The 25,258-nt window shown below is 57.9% G+C and carries 27 protein-coding genes; 8 read left to right on the top strand and 19 right to left on the bottom strand.

The features are described 5' to 3' along the window. Window positions 1-6 precede the first annotated feature (6 nt). The 11 genes from glyS to V8G57_RS09250 all read right to left on the bottom strand — a co-directional run bounded on the left by glyS (window position 7) and on the right by V8G57_RS09250 (window position 11,351). On the bottom strand, window positions 7-2,127 hold the full coding sequence (glyS, locus tag V8G57_RS09300; protein WP_342829228.1) for a glycine--tRNA ligase subunit beta: 2,121 nt from the start codon (window positions 2,125-2,127) through the stop codon (window positions 7-9). Window positions 2,128-2,138: 11 nt separating this feature from the next. After that, complete coding sequence (glyQ, locus tag V8G57_RS09295) at window positions 2,139-3,119, bottom strand: glycine--tRNA ligase subunit alpha (protein ID WP_092397280.1); 981 nt, start codon at window positions 3,117-3,119, stop codon at window positions 2,139-2,141. A 114-nt stretch (window positions 3,120-3,233) separates the two neighbouring features. Further along, window positions 3,234-4,775, bottom strand: coding sequence for an apolipoprotein N-acyltransferase (gene lnt, locus V8G57_RS09290; protein WP_342829125.1), 1,542 nt, complete (start codon window positions 4,773-4,775; stop codon window positions 3,234-3,236). A 73-nt stretch (window positions 4,776-4,848) separates the two neighbouring features. Next, window positions 4,849-5,730, bottom strand: a complete 882-nt coding sequence (locus V8G57_RS09285; protein WP_092397284.1) for a CorC family transporter — start codon at window positions 5,728-5,730, stop codon at window positions 4,849-4,851. A 178-nt stretch (window positions 5,731-5,908) separates the two neighbouring features. Beyond that, window positions 5,909-6,193, bottom strand: coding sequence for a pentapeptide MXKDX repeat protein (locus V8G57_RS09280; protein WP_092397286.1), 285 nt, complete (start codon window positions 6,191-6,193; stop codon window positions 5,909-5,911). A 69-nt stretch (window positions 6,194-6,262) separates the two neighbouring features. Further along, a complete protein-coding gene (locus V8G57_RS09275) occupies window positions 6,263-7,036 on the bottom strand; it encodes a molybdopterin-dependent oxidoreductase (protein WP_144738987.1) in 774 nt (257 codons plus the stop codon). Window positions 7,037-7,053: 17 nt separating this feature from the next. Further along, window positions 7,054-7,659: a cytochrome b/b6 domain-containing protein gene (locus V8G57_RS09270; protein WP_342829124.1), complete on the bottom strand. Its 606-nt coding sequence runs from the start codon at window positions 7,657-7,659 to the stop codon at window positions 7,054-7,056. Window positions 7,660-7,949: 290 nt separating this feature from the next. Further along, the gene (gene ybeY, locus V8G57_RS09265) at window positions 7,950-8,417 is read right to left on the bottom strand and encodes an rRNA maturation RNase YbeY (protein WP_092397292.1); all 468 of its coding nucleotides are present in this window, start codon (window positions 8,415-8,417) and stop codon (window positions 7,950-7,952) included. A gap of 5 nt (window positions 8,418-8,422) precedes the next feature. After that, window positions 8,423-9,574 carry a PhoH family protein gene (locus tag V8G57_RS09260; protein WP_342829123.1) on the bottom strand — a complete coding sequence of 384 codons (1,152 nt, stop codon included), beginning with the start codon at window positions 9,572-9,574 and terminating at the stop codon, window positions 8,423-8,425. A 52-nt stretch (window positions 9,575-9,626) separates the two neighbouring features. After that, on the bottom strand, window positions 9,627-10,967 hold the full coding sequence (gene miaB, locus V8G57_RS09255) for a tRNA (N6-isopentenyl adenosine(37)-C2)-methylthiotransferase MiaB (protein ID WP_342829122.1): 1,341 nt from the start codon (window positions 10,965-10,967) through the stop codon (window positions 9,627-9,629). Window positions 10,968-11,000: 33 nt separating this feature from the next. Next, window positions 11,001-11,351: a hypothetical protein gene (locus V8G57_RS09250; protein WP_342829121.1), complete on the bottom strand. Its 351-nt coding sequence runs from the start codon at window positions 11,349-11,351 to the stop codon at window positions 11,001-11,003. Between the two features lie 330 nt (window positions 11,352-11,681). On the opposite strand from V8G57_RS09250, the gene V8G57_RS09245 reads away from it, so the two are divergent. The 6 genes from V8G57_RS09245 to V8G57_RS09220 are packed head-to-tail and all read left to right on the top strand — an operon-like array spanning window position 11,682 to window position 18,156. Next, window positions 11,682-12,314 carry a GspH/FimT family pseudopilin gene (locus tag V8G57_RS09245; RefSeq protein WP_342829120.1) on the top strand — a complete coding sequence of 211 codons (633 nt, stop codon included), beginning with the start codon at window positions 11,682-11,684 and terminating at the stop codon, window positions 12,312-12,314. A gap of 23 nt (window positions 12,315-12,337) precedes the next feature. After that, on the top strand, window positions 12,338-12,877 hold the full coding sequence (gene pilV / locus V8G57_RS09240; protein ID WP_342829119.1) for a type IV pilus modification protein PilV: 540 nt from the start codon (window positions 12,338-12,340) through the stop codon (window positions 12,875-12,877). Beyond that, entirely contained in the window at window positions 12,874-13,740 is an 867-nt protein-coding gene (locus V8G57_RS09235; RefSeq protein ID WP_342829118.1) for a PilW family protein, read from the top strand. The genes pilV and V8G57_RS09235 overlap by 4 nt, the downstream gene beginning before the upstream one ends. A 28-nt stretch (window positions 13,741-13,768) precedes the next feature. Beyond that, complete coding sequence (locus V8G57_RS09230) at window positions 13,769-14,257, top strand: pilus assembly PilX family protein (protein ID WP_342829117.1); 489 nt, start codon at window positions 13,769-13,771, stop codon at window positions 14,255-14,257. Between the two features lie 20 nt (window positions 14,258-14,277). Then, a complete protein-coding gene (locus V8G57_RS09225) occupies window positions 14,278-17,697 on the top strand; it encodes a pilus assembly protein (protein WP_342829116.1) in 3,420 nt (1,139 codons plus the stop codon). Between the two features lie 36 nt (window positions 17,698-17,733). Beyond that, window positions 17,734-18,156, top strand: coding sequence for a type IV pilin protein (locus V8G57_RS09220; RefSeq protein ID WP_342829115.1), 423 nt, complete (start codon window positions 17,734-17,736; stop codon window positions 18,154-18,156). Between the two features lie 196 nt (window positions 18,157-18,352). Here the strand turns inward: V8G57_RS09220 and V8G57_RS09215 are convergent, their stop codons facing one another. From V8G57_RS09215 to V8G57_RS09205, 3 genes are all read right to left on the bottom strand, one after another. Continuing rightward, complete coding sequence (locus V8G57_RS09215; protein WP_342829114.1) at window positions 18,353-18,586, bottom strand: alpha/beta fold hydrolase; 234 nt, start codon at window positions 18,584-18,586, stop codon at window positions 18,353-18,355. A gap of 111 nt (window positions 18,587-18,697) precedes the next feature. Beyond that, window positions 18,698-19,114 carry an organic hydroperoxide resistance protein gene (locus V8G57_RS09210; protein ID WP_342829113.1) on the bottom strand — a complete coding sequence of 139 codons (417 nt, stop codon included), beginning with the start codon at window positions 19,112-19,114 and terminating at the stop codon, window positions 18,698-18,700. A gap of 114 nt (window positions 19,115-19,228) precedes the next feature. Beyond that, window positions 19,229-20,278 (bottom strand): alpha/beta fold hydrolase, encoded by a 1,050-nt coding sequence (locus tag V8G57_RS09205; protein WP_342829112.1) that lies wholly within the window; start codon window positions 20,276-20,278, stop codon window positions 19,229-19,231. A gap of 178 nt (window positions 20,279-20,456) precedes the next feature. Between V8G57_RS09205 and V8G57_RS09200 the strand changes: the two genes are divergently transcribed. Together V8G57_RS09200 and V8G57_RS09195 are read left to right on the top strand one after the other, a co-directional pair. Further along, a complete protein-coding gene (locus V8G57_RS09200) occupies window positions 20,457-20,927 on the top strand; it encodes a MarR family winged helix-turn-helix transcriptional regulator (protein WP_342829111.1) in 471 nt (156 codons plus the stop codon). Between the two features lie 170 nt (window positions 20,928-21,097). Then, complete coding sequence (locus V8G57_RS09195; protein ID WP_342829110.1) at window positions 21,098-21,550, top strand: YagK/YfjJ domain-containing protein; 453 nt, start codon at window positions 21,098-21,100, stop codon at window positions 21,548-21,550. A gap of 43 nt (window positions 21,551-21,593) precedes the next feature. On the opposite strand, the gene V8G57_RS09190 is transcribed toward V8G57_RS09195, so the two are convergent. From V8G57_RS09190 to V8G57_RS09170, 5 genes are all read right to left on the bottom strand, one after another. After that, window positions 21,594-21,812 (bottom strand): hypothetical protein, encoded by a 219-nt coding sequence (locus V8G57_RS09190; protein ID WP_342829109.1) that lies wholly within the window; start codon window positions 21,810-21,812, stop codon window positions 21,594-21,596. A 170-nt stretch (window positions 21,813-21,982) separates the two neighbouring features. Continuing rightward, on the bottom strand, window positions 21,983-22,576 hold the full coding sequence (locus tag V8G57_RS09185) for a DUF308 domain-containing protein (RefSeq protein ID WP_342829108.1): 594 nt from the start codon (window positions 22,574-22,576) through the stop codon (window positions 21,983-21,985). A gap of 237 nt (window positions 22,577-22,813) precedes the next feature. Then, window positions 22,814-23,590 carry a molybdopterin-binding protein gene (locus V8G57_RS09180; RefSeq protein WP_342829107.1) on the bottom strand — a complete coding sequence of 259 codons (777 nt, stop codon included), beginning with the start codon at window positions 23,588-23,590 and terminating at the stop codon, window positions 22,814-22,816. After that, complete coding sequence (locus tag V8G57_RS09175; protein WP_342829105.1) at window positions 23,587-24,447, bottom strand: cytochrome b/b6 domain-containing protein; 861 nt, start codon at window positions 24,445-24,447, stop codon at window positions 23,587-23,589. The genes V8G57_RS09180 and V8G57_RS09175 overlap by 4 nt, the downstream gene beginning before the upstream one ends. Window positions 24,448-24,493: 46 nt before the next feature. Beyond that, window positions 24,494-25,135, bottom strand: coding sequence for a hypothetical protein (locus V8G57_RS09170; protein WP_342829104.1), 642 nt, complete (start codon window positions 25,133-25,135; stop codon window positions 24,494-24,496). Window positions 25,136-25,258: the final 123 nt, after the last annotated feature.

The raw sequence follows: 25,258 nt of genomic DNA, 5'->3' as shown, positions 1-25,258 counted from the left end.
TGGCGCTTAGGCCGCTAGTTTGGAAATGTCGGCAACCTGGTTCAGCATCACGTGCAGGTTGGCCAGCAGCGCCAGGCGGTTGTTGCGCAATTGCGCATCCTCAGCCATCACCATCACGTCGTTGAAGAAGCCGTCGACGTTTTCCCGCAGCCGCGCCAATGCTTTCAAGGCAGTGCTGAAATCGCCTTTGGCAAAAGCAGCGTCGACCTCGGGCTTGAGTGCATTCATCGCTGCGAACAGCGATTGTTCGGCGCTGTCGCGCAGCAGGTCTTGCTGCACCGTGCTGCCGACGCCTTCGGTCTTTTTCAGGATGTTGGTGATGCGTTTGTTGGCCGCGGCCAGCGCTTCCGCTTCGGGCAAGGCGGCAAACGCTTGCACCGCATCCAGGCGTTCGATGATGTTGTCGAGCCGCTCCGGCTGCTGCGCCACCACCGCTTCGATTTCGTTCTGCGCATAACCGCGTTCGCGCAGCAGGCCGCGCAGGCGGTCGTACAGGAACGGCAGCACGTCGCTGCCCGGATCCTTGAAATTGGGGTTGCCGGTGAACTGCTGCGCCGCATTGCCCAGCAATTGCGTGAGCGAGATCGGCAGGCGTTTTTCCAGCAGCATGCGCAGGATGCCCAATGCATGGCGGCGCAGGGCAAACGGATCCTTGTCGCCGGTCGGCTGCAGGCCGATGCCCCAGATGCCGACCAGGGTTTCCAGTTTGTCGGCCAGCGCTACCGCGATGCTGGTGTCGGTGGTCGGCAAGGTGTCGCCGGCAAAGCGCGGCTGGTAGTGTTCCGAAATGGCGAGGGCGACATCGTCCGCTTCGCCGTCATGGCGCGCGTAGTAGTTGCCCATGATGCCTTGCAGTTCAGGGAACTCACCCACCATGTCGGTCAGCAGGTCGGCCTTGGCCAGCAACGCTGCACGTTCGGCCGATGCGGCGTCGCTGCCCAGCAGGCCGGCGATCGCCGCGGCCAGGGTCTTGACCCGCTCCGTCCGCTGCAACTGGTTGCCGAGCTTGTTGTGATAGACCACATTGGCCAGCAGAGGCACGCGCTCGGCCAGTTTCTTTTTCTGGTCCTGTTCGAAGAAGAACTTGGCGTCGGACAGGCGCGGGCGCACCACGCGCTCGTTGCCTTCGATGATGTAATGCGGTTCGCTGGTCTGCAGGTTGGAGACGATCAGGAAACGCGAACGCAGTTTGCCGGCGCTGTCGGTCAGGGCAAAATATTTCTGGTTGGTCTGCATCGTCAGGATCAGGCATTCCTGGGGAACGCTGAGGAATTCGTCTTCGAATTTGCAGGCATACACCACTGGCCATTCAACCAGCGCCGTGACTTCGTCCAGCAGCGCTTCAGGCATCAGCACCTGGTCGTCGGCCGCAGATTTTGCCGCCCCTTCGAGCAGGTCCTTGCGGATTTTTTCCTTGCGTTCGCCGAAGCTGGCGATGACTTTGCCTTGTTCGGCCAGCGTCGCCGCGTAGCTGTCGGCGTCGGCCAGCTTGATGCGGCCTGGCGACAGGAAACGATGGCCTTCGGTCTGGCGGCCAGCATCGAGGCCGAGCAAGGTCAGCGGCAATACCTGTGCGCCATGCAGCGCCACCAGGCTGTGCGCCGGCCGTACGAAGCGTACGGTGTGGCCGGCCGCATGGCCGTGCTGGCGCTGGTAACTCATCACTTTCGGGATCGGCAGCTTGGCTACCGTGTCTTCCAGCACGGCTTGCAAGCCGGCCGCCAGCGCCACGCCTTTGGCGGTGTAGCTGTAGAAAAAGCTTTCGGCCTTGCCGTCAGGCGCGCGCTCCAGTTCGGCCGGGGTAATCACCGCTTGTCCGCATTGCGCAGCCAATGCGGACAGCTTCTTGACCAGCGGCGCGGTTGCGCGGCCATCGGCGTCCAGCGCCACCGACACCGGCAGCACTTTTTCGCGCATGGTTTTATCGAGCGAGGTGGCGCGCACATGGCTGATCGACACTGCCAGCCGGCGTGGCGTGGCGAATGCGGTGGCGACCGCGCTGTCATTGAGGAAGTCGCGTGTTTTCAAGCCATTGAAAATGCCGTTGGCAAAAGCATCGCCAAGTTTCGCCAGTGCTTTCGGCGGCAGTTCTTCCGTGAAAATTTCAATCAGCAGGGTCTGATCCAAGAGCGTGTCCTTCATACTGCTTCTCCCGCACGCTGCGCTACTGCCGCCATGTATTCATCTCCAAATTCTTGCAACAACAGATCGCCGTTTTCCTTGGTGATCTCCCACATCGGGAAGCCCAGCTTCGCCCGTGAATCGTAATATGCCTGCGCCACTGCGCGCGACAGGTTGCGGATCCGGCCCATGTAAGCGGCGCGCTCGGTGACCGAAATCGCGCCGCGCGCATCCAGCAGGTTGAAGGTGTGTGCTGCTTTCAGCACCATCTCGTAAGCAGGCAGCGCCAGCGGCACCTCCAGCAGGCGCTTGGCTTCAGCTTCGTAGTTGCCGAACAGCGGGAACAGGAATTCAGTGTTGGCGTGTTCGAAATTGTAGGTCGACTGTTCGACTTCGTTCTGGTGGAAGACGTCGCCGTAGCTTAGCTTCTTGGTCACGCCGTTTTCAACCCATTCGGTCCACACCAGGTCGTAGACATTTTCCACGCCCTGCAAGTACATCGCCAGCCGTTCGATGCCGTAGGTGATTTCACCCAGCACCGGCTTGCAATCGAGGCCGCCGACTTGCTGGAAATACGTGAACTGCGTCACTTCCATGCCGTTCAGCCAGACTTCCCAGCCCAGGCCCCAGGCGCCCAGGGTCGGGTTTTCCCAGTCGTCTTCGACGAAGCGCACATCGTTGCGCTTGAGGTCCAGGCCAAGTGCGGCCAGCGAACCGAGGTACAGGTCGAGGATGTTTTCCGGCGCAGGCTTGAGCACTACCTGGTATTGGTAGTAATGCTGCAGGCGGTTCGGATTTTCGCCATAACGTCCATCCTTGGGACGGCGCGACGGCTGCACATAGGCGGCGCGCCAGGGTTCGGGGCCGATGGCGCGCAGGAAGGTCGCGGTATGCGAAGTGCCGGCGCCGACTTCCATGTCGTAAGGCTGCAGCAAGGCGCAGCCTTGAGCGTCCCAGTAATCTTGTAGTTTAAGAATGATTTGTTGAAATGTAAGCATCGTTTTGTTGCTTTTCCATACGGTAAAGTGCCGAAAATCGGGCGGAATTCAGGGTGACGAAGGGCGCAAGAGGATAAGCGCTAAAACCAGCGATTTTAGCGGGTTTTGAACGCTTTAGGGCTGCCGGTGCGCTTTGCGGCCGCACCACCACCAGCTGGCGGCCAGCATCGAGAGCGCCAGCGCCAGCATCAGGCGATTGCCCAGCAGGATATACGGTGTTGTGCCGCTATAGCCTTGCACCGGTACCGCCAGCGCATCGCGGCTGTATGGGACCAGCCGGGTGCGGACCACGCCGTGCGGATCGATCACGGCGGTGGCGCCGGTATTGGTTGCGCGCAGCATCGGGCGGCCGGTTTCCAGGCTGCGCATTTGCGATATCTGCAAATGTTGCGGCAATGCAATCGTATTGCCGAACCAGGCGATATTCGACATGTTCAGCAGCAGCGTGGCGGTGGGTTTGCCGGCGACCCGGGTGGCGGCCAGTTGCCCGGCGATTTCTTCGCCGAACAAGTCTTCGTAGCAGATGTTGGGCAACACCCATTGGTCTTTCACCGCGAACGGCGCCTGCACCACTGCGCCGCGGGTGAAATCGCCTAGCGGGATGTTCATCATGTCGACAAACCAGCGGAAGCCCAGGGGGACGAATTCGCCGAACGGCACAAGGTGCTGCTTATCGTAACGGTAGGAGCGATCTTCGGTTTGGGGCGAGATGCCGACCACGCTGTTGGAGTAGCGCTCGGGGCCGTCGATATAGGGAATGCCGAGCGCGATGTGGCTGCCGCTTTGCCGCGCGAACTCGGCCAACGCAGGGATATAGTCCGGCGGCAGCTGGGTTTGCAGGATCGGTATCGCCGTCTCGGGCGTGGCGATCAGGTCTGCGGGCGCGGAGCGGATCATGTCGATATACAGCCGCAGGGAATTGACGATCTGGGCGTTATCGAATTTTTCTTCCTGTGGCACGTTGCCTTGCAGCAGGCGCACCGAAATCGGCTTGCCATGCGGCGCGGTCCAGTTGAACTGGTGCAGGCCAAGGCCCGCGGCCAGCACCAGCACGGCGGCGATCGCCGGCGCTTTGTGGCGCGGCAGCAAGGCCAGGCAGCCGGCGATCAGCGCCGAAATGCCGCCGATGCCATAGACCCCGACCAGCGGCGCATAACCGGCGAGCGGACCGGCGGTATGGGCATAGCCCGAAATCAGCCAGGGAAAACCGGTAAACAGCCAGCCGCGCAGCCATTCCGTCAGCGCCCACAGGGCCGGGAAAATCGCCAGCGCAAACAGCAGCGGCGAAGCCGACCAGCGGCGCCGCAGCCAGAGCGCGGCAGCGGTGCCGATGGCCATGTACAGCCCCATGATGGCCGCCAGCAGCGCTACCGCCAGCGCCGCCAGCCAGCCCGGCAAAGCGCCAAAGTCATGCAGCGAAATATAAATCCAGTAGACGCCGTGCGCCACCCAGCCGAAACCATAGGCCCAGCCCAGCAGGGCGCCATGCTTGATGGCGGGGACGCGGATCAGGCAGAACACGAACAGCGCCAGCGTCAGCAGCTGGACCGGCCACAGCCCATACGGCGCGAAGGCAAACACGTTGACGGCGCCGGTAAGGGCGGCCAGCGGCAGCAGCAGGGAAAGTTTAGGAAACGAAGTCAGGCGAAAACTCATGGGCAGCGGTGATCTTGCTCTTGGATGGAGTGAGCCGGCGCCAGTGCGGCCAGGCGCCGGCCCATGCTCTTTTTCAGGACTCTTCGTGAGCCGATTCCGGCAATTTCTCGACCAGCAAGACATGCACCTGGCGCGCATCGGCGCGCAGCACTTCAAAGCGCACATTGTCTATCGTGAACTCATCGCCTTTGCGCGGCACGCGTCCAAGATGGTTGGCGACCAGGCCGCCGATGGTGTCGACGTCTTCATCCACCAGCGCCGTCTCCAGCGTTTCGTTGAACTGTTCGATCTCGGTCAGCGCCTTGACCCGCCAGCGGCCGCCATGGTCGCCGTCGCGGATGGCGAGGATATTGTCTTCTTCTTCGTCGAAGTCATATTCGTCTTCGATGTCGCCGACGATCTGCTCCAGCACGTCTTCAATCGTGATCAGGCCGGCGACGCCGCCGTATTCGTCGACCACGATCGCCATGTGGTTGCGGTTGGCGCGGAAATCGCGCAGCAAGACGTTGAGGCGTTTCGATTCGGGGATAAACACGGCAGGCCGCAGCATGTCGCGCACGTCGAAAGAATCTTCGGCGTAGTAGCGCAGCAGGTCTTTCGCCAGCAGGATGCCGATCACCTTGTCGCGCTCGCCGTCGACGGCAGGGAAGCGCGAGTGGGCGGTCGACAGGACTTCCGGCATCCAGTCTTCGATCGGTTTGGTGACGTCGATCATGTCCATTTGCGAACGCGGGATCATGATGTCGCGGGCGGAGAGGTCGGAGACCTGGAACACGCCTTCGATCATCGACAGCGCGTCGGCGTCGATCAGGTTGCGTTCGTGTGCGTCTTGCAGCACATCGAGCAGTTCGGCGCGATTTTCAGGTTCGGGAGAAATCAGTGCGGTCAGGCGTTCGAATAACGACCGGTGGGGTTTAGCGTCAAATGATTTGACGCTACTAGGGTGCTCTGGCATATGGCGTTAGCCTTGGTTTCACATTGTTTCGGAAGCAATAGGATACAACAAATATGTGACAGGACGACGAAACGCACAGGTTTGCGGGATTTTTTTGTGGCGCCGGCAGACGAGTTCCAGGCATGAAAAAAGCGGCCGCTGCCCGAAAGCACCGACCGCCGCATTGTGGAAAAGATAATTATTTCTTCATTTCATCTTTGGCCATGCCGTCTTTGCCCATGGCATCCTTGCTCATCGCATCTTTCGCCATGGCGTCTTTCTTGGCGTGGGCTTTCTTTTTCATTGCATCCTTGGCCATGGCCGGCTTGTCCATGCCATCTTTCGACATGGCGTCCTTGGACATGGCATCCTTGGACATGGCGTCTTTGGACATCGCGTCCTTCGACATCGCATCTTGTGCATAGACGCCGCCGGCAGTCATCATCAGGCAGGTAACCAGCAGGGTTGTGAGGCTCTTTTTCATTTGTATCTCCAGGTAAAAGTGGCGAAAGTGCCGTAAAAATCAGCGGGTGCTGCAGGGCTGCTTGCCAGCCTAAGCACCGCCGAACCAGTTGTACCCCTGGTCTTCCCAGTAACCGCCGGGGTACTTGTTTGTTACTTCGATCGACATGATGTGTTTCGGATTCTTGTAGCCAAGCTTGGTCGGCATCCGCAATTTCATCGGAAAACCGTATTTCGGCGGCAGGATCTGGCCGTCGTAGGTCAAGGTCAGCTGGGTCTGCGGATGCAAGGCGGTCGGCATGTCGATGCTGGTGTGGTAATCGTCGCCGCATTTGAAATCGATATACTTGGCGCTCAGGTCGGCGCCGATCTGCTTGAGGAAATAAGAAAACGGCACGCCGCCCCAGCGGCCGATGGCGCTCCATCCCTCGACGCAGATGTGGCGCGTGATCTGCTCGTTTTGCGGCAGCCTGTGCAATTGCTCCAGCGTCCAGGGCTGCTTGTTCGTCACCAGGCCGCTCACTTCCAGCCGATAGTCGCCGCCGTCGATGTCAGGCACCTCCTCAATGGCGTAAAACGCATTGAAAGGGAAGGGGCGGGTGATTTCGGCCTGGGTATAGGTCGGCGCCAGCCGTTTCGGATCGAACAGCCATCCTTGCACGCCATCGTTCATGCGCGAGATGCGTTCCAGCATGCGGTTGACCGAGGGCTCGTCGGTGATGTTGCAGCCGGTCAGCAGCGACAGGCCGCCCAGGGTAAGCGCGCGTTTTGCAAACAGGCGGCGGGAAGGCAGCGCCAGCTCGCGCCGGGCGTCTTTCAATATCGATTCGGTGTCGAGCGCCGGGCCGGGATTTTTCTTGAACATGATTGTCTCCATTCACCTTAGCGGCCGCGCAGCATGGCCAGCAGCGTACGCGGCACCAGCGCCACCATGATGATATGCACCACGATAAATGCGACCAGGAAGCTCATCGCGCAGAAATGCACGATCCTGGCATTATCGAAACCGCCCATCAGCTCGCGCAGGAGCGGGAACTGCACCGACTTCCAGATAGCCAGGCCGGAGACCACCAGCAGGATCAGGTCCAGGATGACCGAGACATACGCCAGTTTCTGTACCGCGTTGTAATGATCGAGGGCGTCGTGCTGCAGCTTGCCGCGCAGCGCTTTGACAAAATCCTGCACTACTTCAGCCGGGCGCAGCGGCAGGAATTTTTTCCACAAGCGGCCGCTGCCGGCATTCAGCAGCAGGTAAACCAGGCCGTTGAAGAACAGCAGCCACATGGCGGCAAAATGCCATTGCAAGGCGCCGCCCAGCCAGCCGCCCAATGTCCATTCGCTGGGAATGCGGAACGGAAAGATCGGCGATGCGTTATAGATGCGCCAGCCGCTCAGGATCATGATGATCACCGCCAGCGCGTTGAGCCAATGGGTGACGCGCAGCCAGATCGGGTGGATGACGGTTTTTTTGATGGCAGGGGCTGGCATTCAGGTCACCTGCGCAAGAGGATGGACGATCGCCATGGGTGGCGTGACTTGGTTCACGGTAGTCTCCGGCAACTGAGCAATGAGGGTTTTCATGTGGCTTAGTCGCGGGCCAGGTCGGTTCATTACATGAATTCATCATAATCTTATTAATTAAAAAGATAAGGGGAAATATGTAATGCATGAATGGCAATATTTATTCTGCAAACCTTTGATTCTCAAATGAAAATCGAAATCCGGCCGCAGAAATGAAAAACGCCGCAAAAGCGGCGTTTTATCGGGGCGGAAGCGAATTACCGGTCGGCGTAGGGATTGGGCCAGCCCAGCTTGTGCAGGATTTCAATTTCCAGGTTTTCCATTTCCATCGCTTCTTCATCGTCCTCGTGGTCGTAACCTTGCGCATGCAGGACGCCATGCACCACCAGATGCGCGGCATGTTCCACCAGCGACTTGCCTTGTTCTTCTGCTTCGCGCTGCAAGACATCGGTGCACAGGATAATGTCGGCCTGGGTAATGCCGCTGTCTTCTTCGTCCTGGTCTTCCGAATAAGCAAACGTCAGCACATTGGTGGCGTAATCCTTGCCGCGATAATCGCGGTTCAGGGCACGCCCTTCGTCGGCGTCGACGAAACGGAGCGTCAGTTCGGCCGGCGCCAGCAATGCCGCCTGCACCCAGCGCCGCAATTGCGGGCGCGGCACACTGTCTTGCAGGCGTGGATCGGGGTATTGGACCGACAGGGAGAGTTTATTTTTTTGCGACATTGTGCTTACTTACGATTCCGGGCTGTTTTGGTGATCCCGGTCTGCACCGGTTTGGCGGGTTTGGCTGCTTGCGGCGTGGCGGCTTCGATGACGCCATGGGTGGACGCTACCGGCGCCGCCTGGGCTGCCGACTCATAGGCATCGACAATGCGCGCCACCAGCGGATGGCGCACCACGTCGCTGCTGTTGAAGCGGGTGAAGGCAATGCCGCGCACGTCTTTCAGGATGTTCATGGCATCGATCAGGCCGCTCTTCTGGCCGCGCTGCAAGTCGATCTGGGTAACGTCGCCGGTGACCACGGCCTTGCTGCCGAAGCCGATCCGGGTCAGGAACATCTTCATCTGTTCCGGCGTGGTGTTCTGCGCCTCGTCCAGGATGATGAACGCATGGTTCAGCGTGCGGCCGCGCATGTAAGCCAGCGGCGCGATCTCGATCGCCTGCTTCTCGAACATTTTCTGGGTGCGGTCAAATCCCAGCAAGTCATACAGCGCGTCATACAGAGGGCGCAGGTAGGGATCGACTTTCTGCGCCAGGTCGCCGGGCAGGAAACCCAGGCGCTCGCCGGCTTCCACCGCAGGCCGCGTCAGCACGATGCGCTTGACGGCGTCGCGCTCCAGGGCGTCAACCGCGCAGGCAACCGCCAGGTAGGTCTTGCCGGTGCCGGCCGGCCCAATACCCAGCGTCACGTCGTGTTCCAGGATCGATCGGATGTACTGGCTTTGATGCGGCGTGCGGCCGCGCAGGTCGCTGCGGCGGGTTTTCAGGACCGGGCTTTCGATGTCCGTCTCGGTCAGCTCTGCTTCGGCAGGATCGGCATCCGCAGCAGCGCCGGATGCGCCGGCAGCCTTGCCGTTGCCCTTGGCCGCTTTCGGCTTCATGCCCAGCTTGGCGCGCTGCTCCACCAGCGCCAGCTGGATTTCATCTACCGAAATCACCTTGTTGGCGATGGCGTAAAACTGGTCGAGGATTTCCACCGCGCGTTCCGCATTGCTGCCGGCGGCGATGAATTTGTCGCCGCGCCGGAAAATCGACACGTCTAGCGCCGCCGAAATCTGCCGCAGGTTTTCATCCAGCGGGCCGCACAGGTGCGCCAGCCGCGTATTGTCTAGCGGCTGCGGGATGAAATAATGCGGCTGGGTAGGTGTTTTAGTTTTCAAACTATGGTGTGTTTATCTGGTGTGCGTGGTTGGCGGGCGCTGTATCGGCGGGCTAGTCTGCCAGCACGATCTCGCCGCGCAGGGTGTAGGTATAAGTGTCTGTAATCTTTACATCTATCAGCTGCCCGACCAGGCGCGCGCCGTCAGGGCCGGCATCGAAATTGACTACGCGGTTGTTCTCGGTGCGCCCCTGCAGGTCGGCCGGGTTTTTCTTGGACGGCCCTTCGACCAGGATGCGCTGCACGCTGCCGACCATGGCGGCGCTGATCTTGCCGATATTTTCTTCCACCGCCGCTTGCAGCCGATGCAGCCGTTTCAGCTTGACTTCGTGCGGCGTGTCGTCCTGCAGGTTGGCCGCAGGCGTGCCCGGCCGCGGGCTGAAGATGAAGCTGAAGCTGTTGTCGTAGCCGATGTCGGCGATCAGTTTCATCAGCGCCTCGAAGTCGGCGTCGGTCTCGCCCGGGAAACCGACGATGAAGTCGCTGGAAATCGTGATGTTGGGCCGCACCTGGCGTAGGCGGCGGATCACCGATTTGTATTCCAGCACGGTATAGCCGCGTTTCATGGCCGACAGGATGCGGTCCGAACCGTGCTGCGCCGGCAGGTATAAATGGTCGACCAGCTTCGGCACCTTGGCGTAGGTATCGATCAGGCGCTGCGTGAATTCCTTGGGATGGCTGGTGACGAAACGGATCCGTTCGATGCCGGGGATCTCGGCGATGTACTCGATCAGCAGCGCGAAATCGGCAATCTCGCCATCCGCCATGGCGCCGCGGAAGGCGTTGACATTTTGCCCCAGCAGCGTGATTTCCTTGACGCCTTGCTCGGCCAGTCCGGCCACTTCGGTCAGCACGTCTTCAAACCGGCGCGAGACTTCTTCGCCGCGGGTGTAGGGCACTACGCAGTAGCTGCAATATTTGCTGCAGCCTTCCATGATCGACACGAATGCAGTCGTGCCTTCAACCTTGGCCGGCGGCATGTGGTCGAATTTCTCGATTTCGGGAAAGCTGATGTCGACTTGCGAATGGCCGGTGGCGCGCCGCTGGCTGATCATCTCCGGCAAGCGGTGCAGGGTCTGCGGGCCGAACACCATGTCGACATATGGCGCCCGCTTGACGATCGCCGCGCCTTCTTGCGACGCCACGCAGCCGCCGACGCCGATCAGCAGGTCAGGATTGTTGCGCTTCAGTTCGCGCAGGCGGCCGAGGTCGGAAAACACTTTCTCCTGCGCCTTTTCGCGCACCGAACAGGTATTGAGCAGGATCACGTCGGCATCCTCCGGGCGATCAGTCTTGATCAAGCCGTCGGACGCGTTCAGGACGTCGGCCATCTTGTCCGAGTCGTATTCGTTCATCTGGCACCCGAAGGTCTTGATGAATACTTTCTTTTGCATCGTTTTTTCCATGGCTGCTAATTGACTGCTCTTCTATCGTTTCATGCCGTTGCGCTGCGCTTCGATCTTCTGGCTGGCTTCATCGGTAGTCAGGATCCAGACGCGGTCGATGTCGCCTTGAATGTTCAAGGTGTAGTTCACCTGGTAAGTATCGGCGCCAAGCGAGTTGGGGATCTGGGTCAGCTGCTGGGTATTCCAGATGCGCGAGCCGGGCGACAGCCGCAGCGCCTGGCCATTGACGGTGACGTTCGGGTAGTCGGTGATGGTCAGCTTGCCGCGCAGGGCCGAGGCGGGGAAATCGCGGTCTACCGCCATCGCGGAAAAGGCTAGCGTGGCCAGCAGGAAGATCATGAGCAGGCGGACTGGCCGCATTGTTGCCGACATAGCAAACTCCATTCGATGAAAACCATGGCGTATTTGCGCATGGTGTTGAAAACACTGGTTCAGGCTGGTCCATAGAGGCCAGCATTGCCGGACTGCGCAAGCACAATTCGTTTGTTGCTTCAGTGCCGGGCCGCATTCCGGGAAGACTATCGGCCCGTTTGCGGGAAGCGCGGATTATAGCATTTGAAGGGCGAGTCCATGGCAGTCGAGGCTTGTCGATACTAGATGCCTAAGCAGAATTTAAGAGCGATAAGACCTAATTGTTTTTTTGCCATTCATTGCTGACGAGTGGTATTCGAGCGGCGATGGGCGGAAGGCGAAACGGTTTCTTTGTGGAAACGTAAAACCTATAATTCAGCATTGCTTAAAAATTGCGTTTCTAGGGAGCTTAGTGTGCGTGGAAATGCCAAAAATCAAATGCGGTTTCGGAAAAATGACAAAGCCGTCGCGGACATTGTCTTCCGTAAGGGTTTTACGGTGATTGAATTGATGATCACGATTACCGTACTGGCTATCCTGCTGGCGATAGCCGTCCCGTCAATGCAAAGCTTTATCGCTCAAAATCGTTTGTCGGGGAACGTCAACGAATTCATTGCCGGGACCATGCTGGCTCGTTCCGAGGCAATTAAAAGAAGCGGGGCTGTCACCATCTGCCGCAGCGTCAATGCCGAGGTCTCTACTACCAATTCCTGCGATGCGACAAGCAGCGATTGGAAAACGGGGTGGCTGGTAGTGGTGGTGAACACGGCCGACAGCACCAAGAACGAGGTCTTGGCGCGCCAAGGAGCATTAACCACCGGCACCACGATAACCCCTGATTCCACCGCGACAACGCCGGCTTCCATTGTCTACAACGCCTTGGGCGCCCCGACGCAAGCGCCGCCAAAGAATTTTGCATTTGCCTTCAACAACCAGACGCGCTCGGTTTGCTTTGACCCCAGCGGGCGTGCCAGAGCTTGTTAAATCCGGCAAGAGAGATGAGAGATATGGCTTTTATCAAAAATAGATTGCCGTCAAGCCGAAACCGGCAGCGTGGCGTTGGCATGATCGAGGTGCTGATTTCGATCACCATCGCCTCGTTTGCCTTGCTTGGCCTCGCGGGCTTGCAGGTAACGTCCCTGAAATACCAGAAGACGGCGCAATTCCGCTCCTTGGCGAGCCAGTACAGCGCGGACATGGCTGATCGGATGCGGGCCAATGTCGCCGGGGCTAAATTGGGCAGTTACGTGACAACCGATACATATGGCGCCTTGCCCGCAAGCCTGCCGAACTGCGCCAGTGCAGCCTGTACTCCGGACAAGGTCGCGCAGGCAGATCTTTACAACTGGCGACAGGCCTTGAGCCAGGCGGTTGCGGGCGGCTGGGGCGAGGTGTCGGGAACCCTGACCGGCGGTTTCGTCGTCACCGTGTATTTCAACGAGCCGGGCGACGGCAGCGCCGCCGGTGCAAATTGCCGTGCCGCTGCTTTTGCCTCGGGTACGGACAAATCAAACATTCGCTGTTTTTCGACAACTTTCTTGCCATGAACAATCTTCTCAGTCCGCAGGCCGGCGCTGTCAATCGCCGTGGCATATCCGGCTTTACCCTGGTCGAATTGATGGTGTCGATCGTGATCGGCATGGTCCTGATCATATTCATCAGCAGCCTGTACCTGAACAGCAAGGCCAGCTTCCGTTTGAACGACGATAATGCGCGCCTGCAGGAAGACGGCAACTATGCCTTGACCTTGATCGGCAGGAATCTGATGCAGGCAGGTTATGGCGCAATGAGAACCGTGAGCACCACCAGCTTTACCGGCAAGGGTTTGGTTGCTTGCGACAACGGCTTTGCTTCCCCGCTTGCCGCGACGCCCAGTTTTACTTGTTCAGGCACAGCCGGCGAACCGGGATTTACGGTCTCTTACTCAGTTGATGCCTATGACAGCACCAACAGCCCGATTTCCGGCATTGGAGCGGATTGCAATGGCAACAATGCCGGCGGCACCGCGGTCAATAGTTTCTTTATTGCGACCAAGAGCGGTGAGACTTCATCGTCGTTGTTTTGCAACGGCAACGGCAACACGGTTTCGCAGCCGATATTGAACAATGTCGATCACATGGTGCTTACCTACGGCGTCGATACCACCGGCGTTTATGCCGCCTCGCAATTCCTGTCAACCGCCAGCGCGGTCTCTGCCTTGCCTCTCAATGCCGCGAACAAGGGAGGCTGGAATCAGCTGGTCAGCATCACGGTATGCCTGGAAGTCCACAGTGAAAATATTGTGACAACCGCAGCGCAGACCTACCAGAATTGCGCAGGCGCCAGCACCACGGCTACGGATAAAAAACTGCATGCAACCTTGACGCGCACGTTTACCTTGCGAAACCGCGCGGCACCCAGCTTGACATAGCCCAAAGCGCGAACTTATTGAAGCCATCATGATAAAGAAAAAATTTCCGCAAACAGGTGTTGCGCTACCGATCGTCCTCATCTTTGTGGTGGTCATGCTGCTGATCGGCATCACCGCCATACGCAATGTCACGCTGGGTGAAAAGATGGCCGGCAACACGCGCAACCAGGAACTGGCTTTTCAGGCTGCGGAGCAGGCGTTGCGTTTCTGTGAAAACGCCATGCTCACCAATTCCGCTAGCAAGCCGACCATCTTGACGCCGTCGACCACGACAAATTTGTGGGATGACGTGACGAACTGGCAAGGCTCCAACTCGATTGCCATTGCCGGCGCACTGCCTGCTGGCGGCGTGAATACATTGCCGAGATGCATGGTGGAAGATGTAAAGGGCACCCTCAGGCTGGATCCGACACAGCTGAAGAAAGACGACGGAATCCAGGTGTACCGGATTACGGCGCGCGGTACAGGGGCTAGCAACAATGCAGTCGTACTCCTGCAAAGCTACTTAAAATTTTGATTGAGATAGGAAGAGTCTCCATGCCACGAACTATTTTTTCAGGCCATGCGACAGGCGGCCAGCTGCACAGATTCCAGGCGCGTTGCATCTGCATGCTGATGGCGCTGGCCTCGGGCCTGGCTTCAGCTGCGGTATCGCAGACACCGCTGTTCGTGGTGCAGCCTCCCAACCCTAATATCATGTACACGCTTGATAATTCGGGCAGCATGGTGTGGGGATCGGTGACCGGAACCGACGCCACGGCTGAATTTAATTCAGCAAAAACTCTGCGCGCGTATTATGCCAGCGCCTATAACGGCATCTATTACAATCCGGCGACAACATACACCCCGGGGGTGTTATATGACGGGACAAAGATGGCTACTTCCGTGGCCAGCGCCCGGATCGACCCGTATCCTACCGCAGGGGGAACGACCAGCACGCTTAACGTCGCTGCGCAGTGTTTTATCAAACCGGGTGTCGCGATCACATTGCCGCTCTACGATCCAAGTAGCTTCAGCGCATACTTTAAGCCGTCGGGCAGAGGAGCAACTCCCAACTGCAATCCTGCGGATAATACATATACGCAGGCCATTGCACAATACGCTTTCTATTACACATGGGTGGGCAGCGGAGCACCTGACGGCAGCAGTGGCCAGGACACTGCTACCAACTACACCAGAACGGATATCATTTCGTCGGTAGCGACTTATCCGAAAGCGTCAACACGGACCGACTGCGGCACTGGCACAACCTGCACATATGCCCAGGAAATACAGAATTTCGCCAACTGGTTTTCCTATGCCCGTACCCGGATCTTGATGACTAAGACGGCCCTGGGGCTGGCTTTTTCCGGCATCGATCCGGTGGTTTCCCCAGTCAATCCTCCTAAATTCCGGGTAGGCTTCAATACCATCAACTCGATTGGCTCAGACGGCTCTGTCGGCTACAACAACACCGACGTTACGGATGGTCCCGACTGGCTGACGATCCGTGATTTTAATTCGACCCAAAAGCAGTCGTTTTACGCCAAGTTGTATGCGATCAGTCCGAATCAAGGTACGCCGCTGCGTACGCAAATGAACCGGATCGGACAGCTTTACCAAGGTACTCTCAGCGGTTTCGATTATACGAATAACGATCCTTATCGGAATACCGCGACCGATTCAACTTTAGTCAGTTGCCGCGCCAGCTATCACATCATGTCGACCGACGGCTTCTGGAATGACAGTTCCGGCGACACCAATTTCCCGGCCTCGTCCGTTGGCACCTATCTTGCGGATATAACCAACTATTATTACACCAATGATTTGCGGACAACGCTTACCAACAACGTCAAACCGACCAATACCACCGATACCGCGACCTGGCAGCATATGACGACATTCACCATCGGCCTGGGAGCCAATGGATCACTCACGTATACCCCCAATTCGGTACCGACCTCCTGGCCTACTCCAGTGGCCAACACCAACACTACCATCGACGATCTGTGGCATGCGGCAGTCAACGGGCGCGGGAGTTATTTCAGCGCCCGCAATCCTACCGATCTTGAAAGCGGCCTGACCAGCGTGTTGAACAATATCTCCAAGCAGCCAGGCGCGGCCTCCGCCGTCTCGGTAAGCCTTGGAAAAGTGAGCAGCAGCAGCCTGATATACGTTCCAGGTTTTGAATCGGGCACATGGATCGGGCACCTGAAGGCATATAGCCTGAATGCCGACGGCACCACGGGAGCCCAGGCATGGGGAGGGAAAGATGCGGCAGATTTGCTGCCGGCTCCAGCCAGCCGTAATATCGTGACCTGGAATCCGTCGGCAACGACGCCCGCCGCAGTAGCCTTTACCTGGACTAATTTGACAACCGCACAGCAGACGGCCTTGTCGGCATCGACGGTCCTGGATTACTTGCGTGGCGATGGCAGCAACGAACAAACGGCCGGCGGGGCAGGTCCAGGGGTCTATCGTTATCGTGCCAATAAATTGGGCGATATCGTTAACTCGTCGCCGTTGTATGTCCAGTCTTCTGACTTTGGCTATTATTTTTCAAGTTTCGCCGGGGGCGGAGCGACCTATAACACCTTCGTAAGCGGCAAGTCGTCGCGTACGCCAATGCTGTATGTAGGCGCCAATGACGGCATGCTGCATGCATTCAATGCCAGTACCGGCGTCGAGACATTTGCTTACGTCCCGAATGCGATATACAGCAAACTGAAGACGCTTAGCAGCCCCAGCAATTCGCACCAGTATTACGTCGATGGCCCCCTGTCTGAAGGAGATGCGTATTTTGGAACGGGTTCCGCCGCGGCCTGGAAAACCTATGTGGTCGGCTCCACCGGCGCCGGCGCGCCTAGCGTGTTTGCCCTGGATGTCACCAGCCCGGGTTCCCTTGGCACAGCCAGTGTGAAATGGGAAAAAAGTTCTGCTGATACCGGTTTCGCCAATTTGGGCCTTGTGCTGGGCCAATCGACCATCGTCCGTTTGACCACTGGTCAATGGGGTGTGGTATTCGGCAACGGTTATGACAGCGCAACCGGCGTGGCTTCCCTTTTTGTCGTCAATTTGGCAGATGGCAGCGTAATCAAGGAGTTTGCCCTGGGCGGTACGGCGAACGGCTTGTCGGCGCCAGCCCTGGTTTTTAACGACAATCGCGAACTGATTGGCGCCTACGCCGGCGATCTTGCCGGAAACCTGTGGAGATTCAATCTGAGCGATACCTCTGCAGCGAACTGGACCAGCAGCACATTATTTACAGCGAAGGATGCGGCATCGCCAGCCGTGGTGCAGCCTATCGTGCAAAAACCCGTCGTGGCTGCGCATCCTTTAGGTGGGTACCTGGTTACGATCGGCACAGGTAAGTATCTGGCGGCGACCGATAAGGCGGTTACCCAGGTACAGAGCTTGTATGGCATCTGGGATAGTTCTACTTCGACCACGACCGCAGCCAAGGTCACGGGACGCTCGGCCTTGCAGGTGCAAACCTTGACGGACCAGCTTGATGCCAATGGCGTGCTCCTTGGCCGCACGCTGACAAATACACCGGTTGACTGGAGCGCAAAGTTCGGCTGGTACGTCGATTTCCCTGCGAGCGGGGAGCGTGTAGTGGGCGATTTGCAGATTCTGGATAACATCGTCCTGCTGACAACGACTCTGGCGCCCGTCGGTGATATCTGCGTCAGCGGCGGCGTTTCGCAAACCTTGGCTTCCGATTACCTGACGGGCGGCGCATCGCCCAACACCAAGATATATAAAAACGGGATTTTGGCGGTATCTGTGAACGGCACGCTTTTGAGCTCGGTAACCATGAAAGCCACCAATACCAACACATCTTCCGCCTCTCTCGGTAACGGCGACTGGGCCCAGAAAGGCAATCCGCTGGATGGCGGGACGCCTGACGAACTCAAGATTCACACGGGATATGGAGCGGTTCGTACCTGGCACCAGTTGCCAATCAAGCCGAATTAATTATTGCAGTTACTTGTCGTGGCCAAGGGAGTATTGATGACATACGGAAAATCTAGCAAGCGGCGTGGCTTCACTCTGATCGAATTGATGATTGTGGTTGCCGTCATTGCCGTGCTTGCTGCAATCGCCATTCCAAGCTACCGCCAGTATGTACAGCGAGGCGATCGCGCTGCTGCGATGGCGGCATTATTGCAGAATGCCAACTGGATGCAGCAGCAGTTCACGGTCAACAACAGCTATCCGATCGCAGGCGCAGCGTTGTATGTGCCTAAGTCGCCACTGAGCGGAACTACGAAGTACAACCTGAGCATCAGTGCCGGCGCCGGAACTACATATACGTTGTCGGCAATCCCGGCTGGGACCGCTGACAAGTGCGGTACTTTTACATTGGACAATACCGGCCTTCGGAATGTGACTGGTGCTACTGCTACGTCTGCGGATTGCTGGGCTGGACGATAGGCCGGGAAGCCAGATTTCAGAGGAGTCTTTGAAACGCCGTAAGGCGTTTGGCTGCTCAAGGCAATATCTCTGCGCCGGTAATTTGTACCAATTAGAACTGGCGAGAAAATAAACAAAAACCCGCATCGGCACTGAGCTGAATGCGGGTTTTTTTATGTAACTACAGGTCTTTTTGAGGCATTTTTGGATTAACGACTTACTTGTTGCCGGCGGCTTCTTCAATCACCTTGGCCACTGCATCCGGCCGGGAGACCATGAGTACGTGAGAAGCGCCTTTCACTTCGACGACATCCTTCGCGCTGGCGCGCTTGGCCATAAAGCGCAGAGCCTCGACAGGAATGTTCTTGTCGGCAGTGCCATACACAAAATAAGAGGGCAGCTGCTTCCAGGCAGTACCGTTCGATGCCTCATAGAGTGCAGCGACAGTCACCGGACGCTGGCCGGCGGCAGGACGGCAGCAAACGATGCGGAAGCGGCAATGGAGATCAATAGTTTCTTGGCAATCATGTTGGGTTCCTTATCGGGATAGGTCGACATTGCCTCAGGCCAGGACGACACTCACGTCGATGTTGCCGCGAGTCATTTTCGAGTATGGGCAGATCTGATGTGCGGCATCGATCAAGTCTTGTGCAGCATCGCCTGACAGGCCGGGCAGACTTACTTTGAGGCGTGCCTGCAAGAGGAAGCCATCGTTTCCGGTGCCGAGGTCGACTTCGGCATCGACGGCGGTGCCAGCCGGCAGGGAGAGATTCTTGTCCTTGGCGGCCCGCCCCATGGCGCCTATGAAGCAGGCCGACCAGCCGGCGGCGAAGAGCTGCTCAGGGTTGGTACCCGCGCCGTGGCTGCCGGGAGGGGACAACGTGATGTCGAGACGGCCATCGTCGCTTTGCGCGGCGCCGTCGCGGCCGCCGGTGGTGCGTGTCTTACCGGTATAGAGAACTTTGTCGATCCTGTTCATGATGTTTCCTTTCAAGTGATTGAGTGATGCAAAACTGCAATGACATGCTGCGGATGAACGGGTGAATGCCAATGAGCGCTGGCACCTGCAGGCGGGATGCCATCCAGATCATCATCAGAAATGATCGACTTCGATCACGGCATCGGCAAATGCGCGTGGAGCTTCTTGCGGCAGGTTATGGCCGATGCCGCCGGTGACAAGCTCATGCTTGTACTTCCCGGTGAAACGCTTGGCGTATGCGGCGGCCTCAGGGTGAGGCGCACCGTTGGCATCGCCTTCCATGGTGATGGCCGGCACCGCAATGGACGGGAACTTCGCCAACCGTGCTTCCAGTTCGTTGTATTTCGCTTCGCCATTTGCCAGGCCGAGGCGCCAGCGATAATTGTGGATGGTTACTGCTACATGGTCAGGATTTTCCAGGTTCGCGGCACTGCGGTCGAAAGTGGCATCGTCGAAGTGCCATTGCGGCGACGCCGTTTGCCAGATGAGCTTGGCGAAATCGTGGCGGTTCTTTTCATAGCCGGCGCGGCCTCGCTCAGTAGCGAAATAAAACTGGTACCACCATTGCTGCTCGGCGTTCGGCGGCAAGACTTGCTTGCCGGCTTCCTGGCTGCCGATCAAATAGCCGCTGACGGAAACCAGGCCCTTGACGCGTTGCGGCCACAGCGCAGCAACGATATCGGCCGTGCGAGCGCCCCAGTCGTAACCGGCGAGGACGGCCTTGTCTATCTTCAGCGCATCCATCAGCGCGACGACGTCGGAGGCAAGCGCCGCCGGCTGGCCGTTGCGCACTGCATTGGGGTCGAGGAAACGCGTGGTGCCGTAGCCGCGCAGGTGCGGCACGATCACACGATAGCCGGCGTTGGTCAGCAGGGGCACGACGTCGATAAAGCTGTTGATGTCATACGGCCAGCCGTGCAGCAGGATGACTACCGGGCCGTTGGCCGGGCCTTCGTCAACGTAGCCGACGTTGAGGTCGCCGGCGTTGATCTGCTTGATGGACTTGAAGCTAACCAGCCCGTGGCTTGCCGTTGCAGTCACGCTCGCCACTGCGCTTGCGGATTGGGCTTTGGCTGTTCCTGGCAATGCAAACTGAGCGCCGGCAAGGGCGAACGCGACAGTGGCAAGGACGAGGCGGCGATGGTTGTTGAGGTATTGGCGCATTTGCTTTCTCCGGTGATGGTGGGGTGGTTTTCAGGTTCTTGCTGCAATCGATACGGCGTGGCCAGCAGCAATAATTAATTATCGTCATAATTATTATGAAGGTAAATATATCCGAGCTCGCTGCAATTTTCAAGTACGATAATCATTACTTCGATAAATAATTTTTGGAAGATATTAAATGAGCAACAAATCTAACCCCAGCAAAGACATTGCCAGGCTCGGCGACTTCATGTGCTTTGCCGTCTATTCGACCAACCTCGCTTATTCGCGCGTCTATAAGCCCGTGCTGGAAAAACTCGGGCTCACTTACCCGCAATACGTCACCATCATTTGCCTTTGGGAAGAGGACAACCAGACCGTCAAGGGGCTGAGCGAAAAGCTGTTCCTGGAACCGAGCACGATGACGCCCATGCTGAAACGGCTGGAAGCGATGGGCTATGTGCGCCGCGAGCGCGACAGCGAGGACGAGCGCAGCGTGCTCGTGTCGCTTACTGAAACGGGGAGGGAGCTGAGGGAAAAGGCCTTCGCCTTCCGCGAGGTGACGGCCAAGGCATCCGGCCTGGCGCCCGAGGAATTCCGCGTGCTGCAAAAAGCCATCGTCAACCTGCGTACCAATTTGATGAACGCCTCCAGCCAGAACTCCACCTAAGGTATAGCAAGCATTGACCCTCATTCTTGCTCTGGAGATGTTTCTCGGTGCGCTTGTTCGTACTCCGACCAACCGAAGCTCGGCGGCCCACTGTCCAAACGTTGTGATTGCTTCCTTGCATTCCTGAAGCATCATGTCCCTGCTGCCGCGGCATTGACATTCTGCGAAATGTGGCGGGTAAGGACCTCGACCGTCTGCTCAACAACACCCGCAGCAACAAACTCTTCAAAGGGCTTGTAGGCCACATCTGGAAGCTGGAGAACGGTGTTGAAAAAGGGCGCCATTTCCACTGCATCTTGTTCTTCGCTGGTTCGAAGGTTTGGCATGATCCTTATCTGGCCGATCTGATCGGTAAATACTGGGTGGAGCGTATCACTGCTGGTCGTGGCACGTTTCACAACTGCAATGCAGACAAAGGTAAATATAAATACCTGGGCATCGGCATGATCAGCCATGGCGATGACGAGTTGCGCGCTAACTTGTTGAAAGTGGTGAAGTATCTGACGAAGAAGGATCAATACCTGCGGAAGAAAGTGTCGAATCGCCGTCGCGTGTTTGGTCGCGGTGAGATGCCTGGTGTCCGTCGTAGTAAGGCTGGACGTCCGCGTAAGCTGCCAAATTAAAATGGAGTGCGTAGGAGGCCAGCACGATAGCGAGCCTCCTACGTCAGTGTTGGTGCAGCCTCAAATTGCTGGTGCGTATTCCGGCAGCATGACCGACCATTCCAGGAGCGTGACCGCTGATTCCTGAGATACCCGGCAGCAAGGCCAGTTGCGCATCGCCGATCGCCGCCACTGTGGCATAGCCGGCCTGGATGTCTTCGTAGGTGTCGAATGTGACGTGGTCGCGCAACTTCACGGTGATGTCTTGAGTTGCATTATTCATGGAATGCCCCCAGGAGCAAACCAAGCATCAAGCTTGCCAAGATGACTGCCGACAAGAATGTTGTAATCAGTCCCGGGCAAGGAAGATTCAAGTGTTTGATCAGCAGAAACATCATGCAACCAATGCCCAAATAACCAATGCCAAAATGTGCGGCGATCCTCCGCATCGGATCAATCCCTGATGAAAGCTGCTTTGCGGCGCCTTGCGTCCGATATCGTCAGCCAGATGGCAGATACGAGAAAATAGAAGGCGCCAAAGGCCGCATAGGGGGCGATGGCGGTGATGCTGGGCGCGTTCGAGCCGTTTGCTTGCTTAATGAAGATGACGCCCGCGAGCGCGGACTGCCCGCCGCTGAGGATCATCACCCATTGCGCGCCATAGTTTCTCCAGCGGCGCACAGCGGTCGCAAGTTGAAAGAGCCCCGCCAAAGCCGCCCAAATCCCGAACACGACGAGCACCGCATTCATGCTCATTCCGAGCGCAACCGCGACCGCAACCGTCGTCATTGCGCTAACGGCCACATTGAGAGCCTGCGTCGGATTTCTCTTCAGCCCCCCGTTGCGCTTTGCGTCCATCAAGTTTGCCACAGCGTCCCAAGCGGGATAGAGAAGAAGCAAAGCTGCAGAGACCGCAGGCACGCTTTTGCCCACCGTGAACGCGGCGGCGACCCAGACGACTGAGAATGCCGCCCGGGAAAAATAATAGGGTTTCAGCCACTGGTTTCCCTGCGGGAAAGTCTGCTGCTCGAGGTTGGTATCGGTCATGTGTTTCTCCTATTTGTTTAACTAGAAAAGTGGATAGCTGCCTCGCCTTGATGGCGTATGGGCTTGAGTGAGTTATTTGATGTAGGGCACCGCTGTAGGCGCAAAGAGTCGAGTGGCGTTTCAATCGCGGGCAGTCCGGCGGCCATCGCTGACACCAGCAGCGGGCGTCGGTCACCCGCCGTAGATCCATGAGCTGCATCGGAAATAGGTATGTGAGTCATTAAGAAATCCTTGTGATCAAATTCCGGCGTACCACTCATAGCCACGATCCTCCCAGTAACCGCCCTTGCCGCCAAACTGTGCGCTGAATGCATCGACGACTTCGATGCGCATCAAATATTTCGCGTGCTTGTAGCCCAACTGGCGCTCGACTCGTAGTCGCAGCGGTGCACCGTGCGGAACCGGCAGAGCCTCCCCATTCATGCCATACGCGAGAATCGTCTGTGGGTGGTAGGCATCTAGCAGATCGATGCTCTCGTAGTAGCGGCCACTGCCGTCGAGCGCCTTCTCCAGTTCATCGGCGCAATGGAGCACCACATAGCGGGCGCCTGGCTTCAGGCCTGCCGCATCGAGCACATGTGCGAGGGGAACCCCTTGCCACTTGCCGATAGCGCTCCATCCCTCGACACAGTCGTGCCGCGTGATCTGGGTCCGCGAAGGGAAGCGTTTCAGTTCTGCTAGCGACAGGCTTTGTGGTCGCTGCACGAGCCCGTCTACCTGCAGCCGCCAGTCTGCGAACTCGCGTTCCAGCAAATGGGCGTATTCCTCTGAGTCAGGCATCTGGGTGCCATTGGCCCGGAATACTGGCGAGAGATCGGTTTCGGCGTATTCGCGCGCCAAGCGCTGACGAGGAAGTAGAGCACGCTGGCTACCCATCGTCAGCTTTTCGGTGTTGCGCAGTACTGCATCCACATCGGCGTTCTGGGCCAGGCGGTCGCAGCCGGCGAGGGCGAGCACCCCAGCCCCTGAGGCGAGGCCAGCCAAAAATCTGCGGCGTGAAAAGTGCGGTGTCATCGTGCGGCTCCTTCGTCATTGATGGCGTAGCGTCCACTGAGCATCGACCGCAGGTTGTTCCACAGTCCCGATACGATCACCATCACTACATGGACGACGACGAACAACACCAGCAGGAACGCGCTGATGAAGTGTAGCGTGCGCGCGGAAGGGCGTCCGCCGAACAAATCAGGCAGGAAGTGAAGTGCTGCGTCAAGCCCGGGCGACATCGTCAATCCGGTCAACACCATCAACGGAAGCAGTCCAAATATCACTACCAAATAGCTGAGCTTCTGCAGGGCGTTATAGCGACGCGCAGCTTCGCCGCGAGCAAAGCGCAGGCGCGCATGGTCAAAAATCTCCTGCCACAAGTGCTGGGGTGTCAGCTGACCTTCGCTCGGCAAAAGGTCGCGGCGAAAATGCCCGCGCCAAACCCCGTGCGCCAAGTAAATCAAGCCGTTGAAAACGAGCAGCCAAGCGAAGAAAAAGTGCCAGTGTCGGCCGGCCCCAAGGTCGTGATACGAGGGGATGGTAAGCCAGACGGGAAACGCCCGCGCAGTGGCGCTACCGCCTTCCTCGGAGACACCGAGAAACCCTGTGGTTGGAATGCTTAGCGGACCGATCTGAAAGAAGCCCTGCAGCACATTGCCACTTTGCGTCGCACTTATTGCGATGAAGGCTTGATCTGCATCGGCACCGTATTGTCCCCAGTACAGGCGCGGATGCGCATTGAATATCTGCAATCCGCTTAAAAGCAGGAACGAGAAGCACACCACGTTGAGCCAGTGAGTGATGCGCACAGTTGCCGAATGTCGTCGAATGAATTGTCGACGTGCCGCAGATGGCGTCACTACTGGAGTAGAGTTTGTAATTGTCATAAAGAGATATCACTTGGCTGGTGCGAGCCAGCCAAGCAAGTCTTTCTTACATTGGCGGCACAACGCCGTTTTTGCCGACAACGATCTGCATTGCCGAGAGCTTCCCGTTGGTGCCCTTTTCGGCATTGATGAAGACGACGGCTCCTGGCTTGACATCCTCAGCCGTGGCCGGGGCCAGGGTGACAATCGGAGTGCGCTCGGAGATCGAGATCTTCTTCTCCTTGCCGTGATAGCTCACCGTGACGGTGCTGCCACTGACCGTCTTGACGGCGTCAGCCACCGTTGCGTTGGTCATCGTGCTGTTCGGCTTCAAGTCATATCCGTAGCTACCCTCTCCCGCGCCCTTGAGTTGGGGTGGCAGGATGAGCACCTCGAGCGCGCCATCACCGCCTTCCGATTTCGGCAGGGACGCGATGCCCACATAGTCGCCGGGCTTGATGTCGCTGATGCTCGCCTTGGCCACTCCCGAGGCAGCCCAGCCGGCTTTGAGCGTCACGGTGATGGCACTTCCGTCGCGCGATTTAACTTGCAACTGGTCGCCTGTCAGCGCCACGACGGTGCCGCGCACACGCACTTGGTCGCCCGGACCGGCAGCGAGCGCTGTCGGCAAGGCGTTGATCGTCAACATTGCGCTTGTCACGATGATGGCCAAAAGCTTGGAAAGTTTAGAAAGTTTGGGTGGATGCATAAAATTTTCCTATGCGACACGGGGGTCGCGAGTGATGGGCGCTTTGGAATGAAAGTCGGTAAAAGCTGCGCCGCAAGAGCTTTCGAGACTGATGAGGTGGAGCTGACTAACTGGTAGAGTAAA

The sequence above is a fragment of the Collimonas rhizosphaerae genome (genome assembly GCF_038896935.1).
Lineage (GTDB): Bacteria > Pseudomonadota > Gammaproteobacteria > Burkholderiales > Burkholderiaceae_D > Collimonas > Collimonas rhizosphaerae.
The sequence above is the reverse complement of the archived record's forward strand: the minus strand, read 5'-3'. Positions and strand labels throughout refer to the sequence as shown.

Coding starts and splice junctions, on each gene's coding strand:
- V8G57_RS09235 (WP_342829118.1), top strand. CDS start 12,874: ATGAACAATCTTCTCAGTCCGCAGGCCGGCGCTGTCAATCGCCGTGGC.
- glyQ (WP_092397280.1), bottom strand. CDS start 3,119: ATGCTTACATTTCAACAAATCATTCTTAAACTACAAGATTACTGGGAC.
- V8G57_RS09285 (WP_092397284.1), bottom strand. CDS start 5,730: ATGCCAGAGCACCCTAGTAGCGTCAAATCATTTGACGCTAAACCCCAC.
- V8G57_RS09180 (WP_342829107.1), bottom strand. CDS start 23,590: ATGACACCGCACTTTTCACGCCGCAGATTTTTGGCTGGCCTCGCCTCA.
- pilV (WP_342829119.1), top strand. CDS start 12,338: ATGGCTTTTATCAAAAATAGATTGCCGTCAAGCCGAAACCGGCAGCGT.
- V8G57_RS09220 (WP_342829115.1), top strand. CDS start 17,734: ATGACATACGGAAAATCTAGCAAGCGGCGTGGCTTCACTCTGATCGAA.
- V8G57_RS09200 (WP_342829111.1), top strand. CDS start 20,457: ATGAGCAACAAATCTAACCCCAGCAAAGACATTGCCAGGCTCGGCGAC.
- V8G57_RS09280 (WP_092397286.1), bottom strand. CDS start 6,193: ATGAAAAAGAGCCTCACAACCCTGCTGGTTACCTGCCTGATGATGACT.
- miaB (WP_342829122.1), bottom strand. CDS start 10,967: ATGCAAAAGAAAGTATTCATCAAGACCTTCGGGTGCCAGATGAACGAA.
- V8G57_RS09185 (WP_342829108.1), bottom strand. CDS start 22,576: ATGACCGATACCAACCTCGAGCAGCAGACTTTCCCGCAGGGAAACCAG.
- V8G57_RS09230 (WP_342829117.1), top strand. CDS start 13,769: ATGATAAAGAAAAAATTTCCGCAAACAGGTGTTGCGCTACCGATCGTC.
- lnt (WP_342829125.1), bottom strand. CDS start 4,775: ATGAGTTTTCGCCTGACTTCGTTTCCTAAACTTTCCCTGCTGCTGCCG.
- V8G57_RS09275 (WP_144738987.1), bottom strand. CDS start 7,036: ATGTTCAAGAAAAATCCCGGCCCGGCGCTCGACACCGAATCGATATTG.
- V8G57_RS09170 (WP_342829104.1), bottom strand. CDS start 25,135: ATGCATCCACCCAAACTTTCTAAACTTTCCAAGCTTTTGGCCATCATC.
- ybeY (WP_092397292.1), bottom strand. CDS start 8,417: ATGTCGCAAAAAAATAAACTCTCCCTGTCGGTCCAATACCCCGATCCA.
- V8G57_RS09250 (WP_342829121.1), bottom strand. CDS start 11,351: ATGTCGGCAACAATGCGGCCAGTCCGCCTGCTCATGATCTTCCTGCTG.
- V8G57_RS09270 (WP_342829124.1), bottom strand. CDS start 7,659: ATGCCAGCCCCTGCCATCAAAAAAACCGTCATCCACCCGATCTGGCTG.
- V8G57_RS09210 (WP_342829113.1), bottom strand. CDS start 19,114: ATGAACAGGATCGACAAAGTTCTCTATACCGGTAAGACACGCACCACC.
- V8G57_RS09205 (WP_342829112.1), bottom strand. CDS start 20,278: ATGCGCCAATACCTCAACAACCATCGCCGCCTCGTCCTTGCCACTGTC.
- V8G57_RS09190 (WP_342829109.1), bottom strand. CDS start 21,812: ATGAATAATGCAACTCAAGACATCACCGTGAAGTTGCGCGACCACGTC.
- V8G57_RS09175 (WP_342829105.1), bottom strand. CDS start 24,447: ATGACAATTACAAACTCTACTCCAGTAGTGACGCCATCTGCGGCACGT.
- V8G57_RS09225 (WP_342829116.1), top strand. CDS start 14,278: ATGCCACGAACTATTTTTTCAGGCCATGCGACAGGCGGCCAGCTGCAC.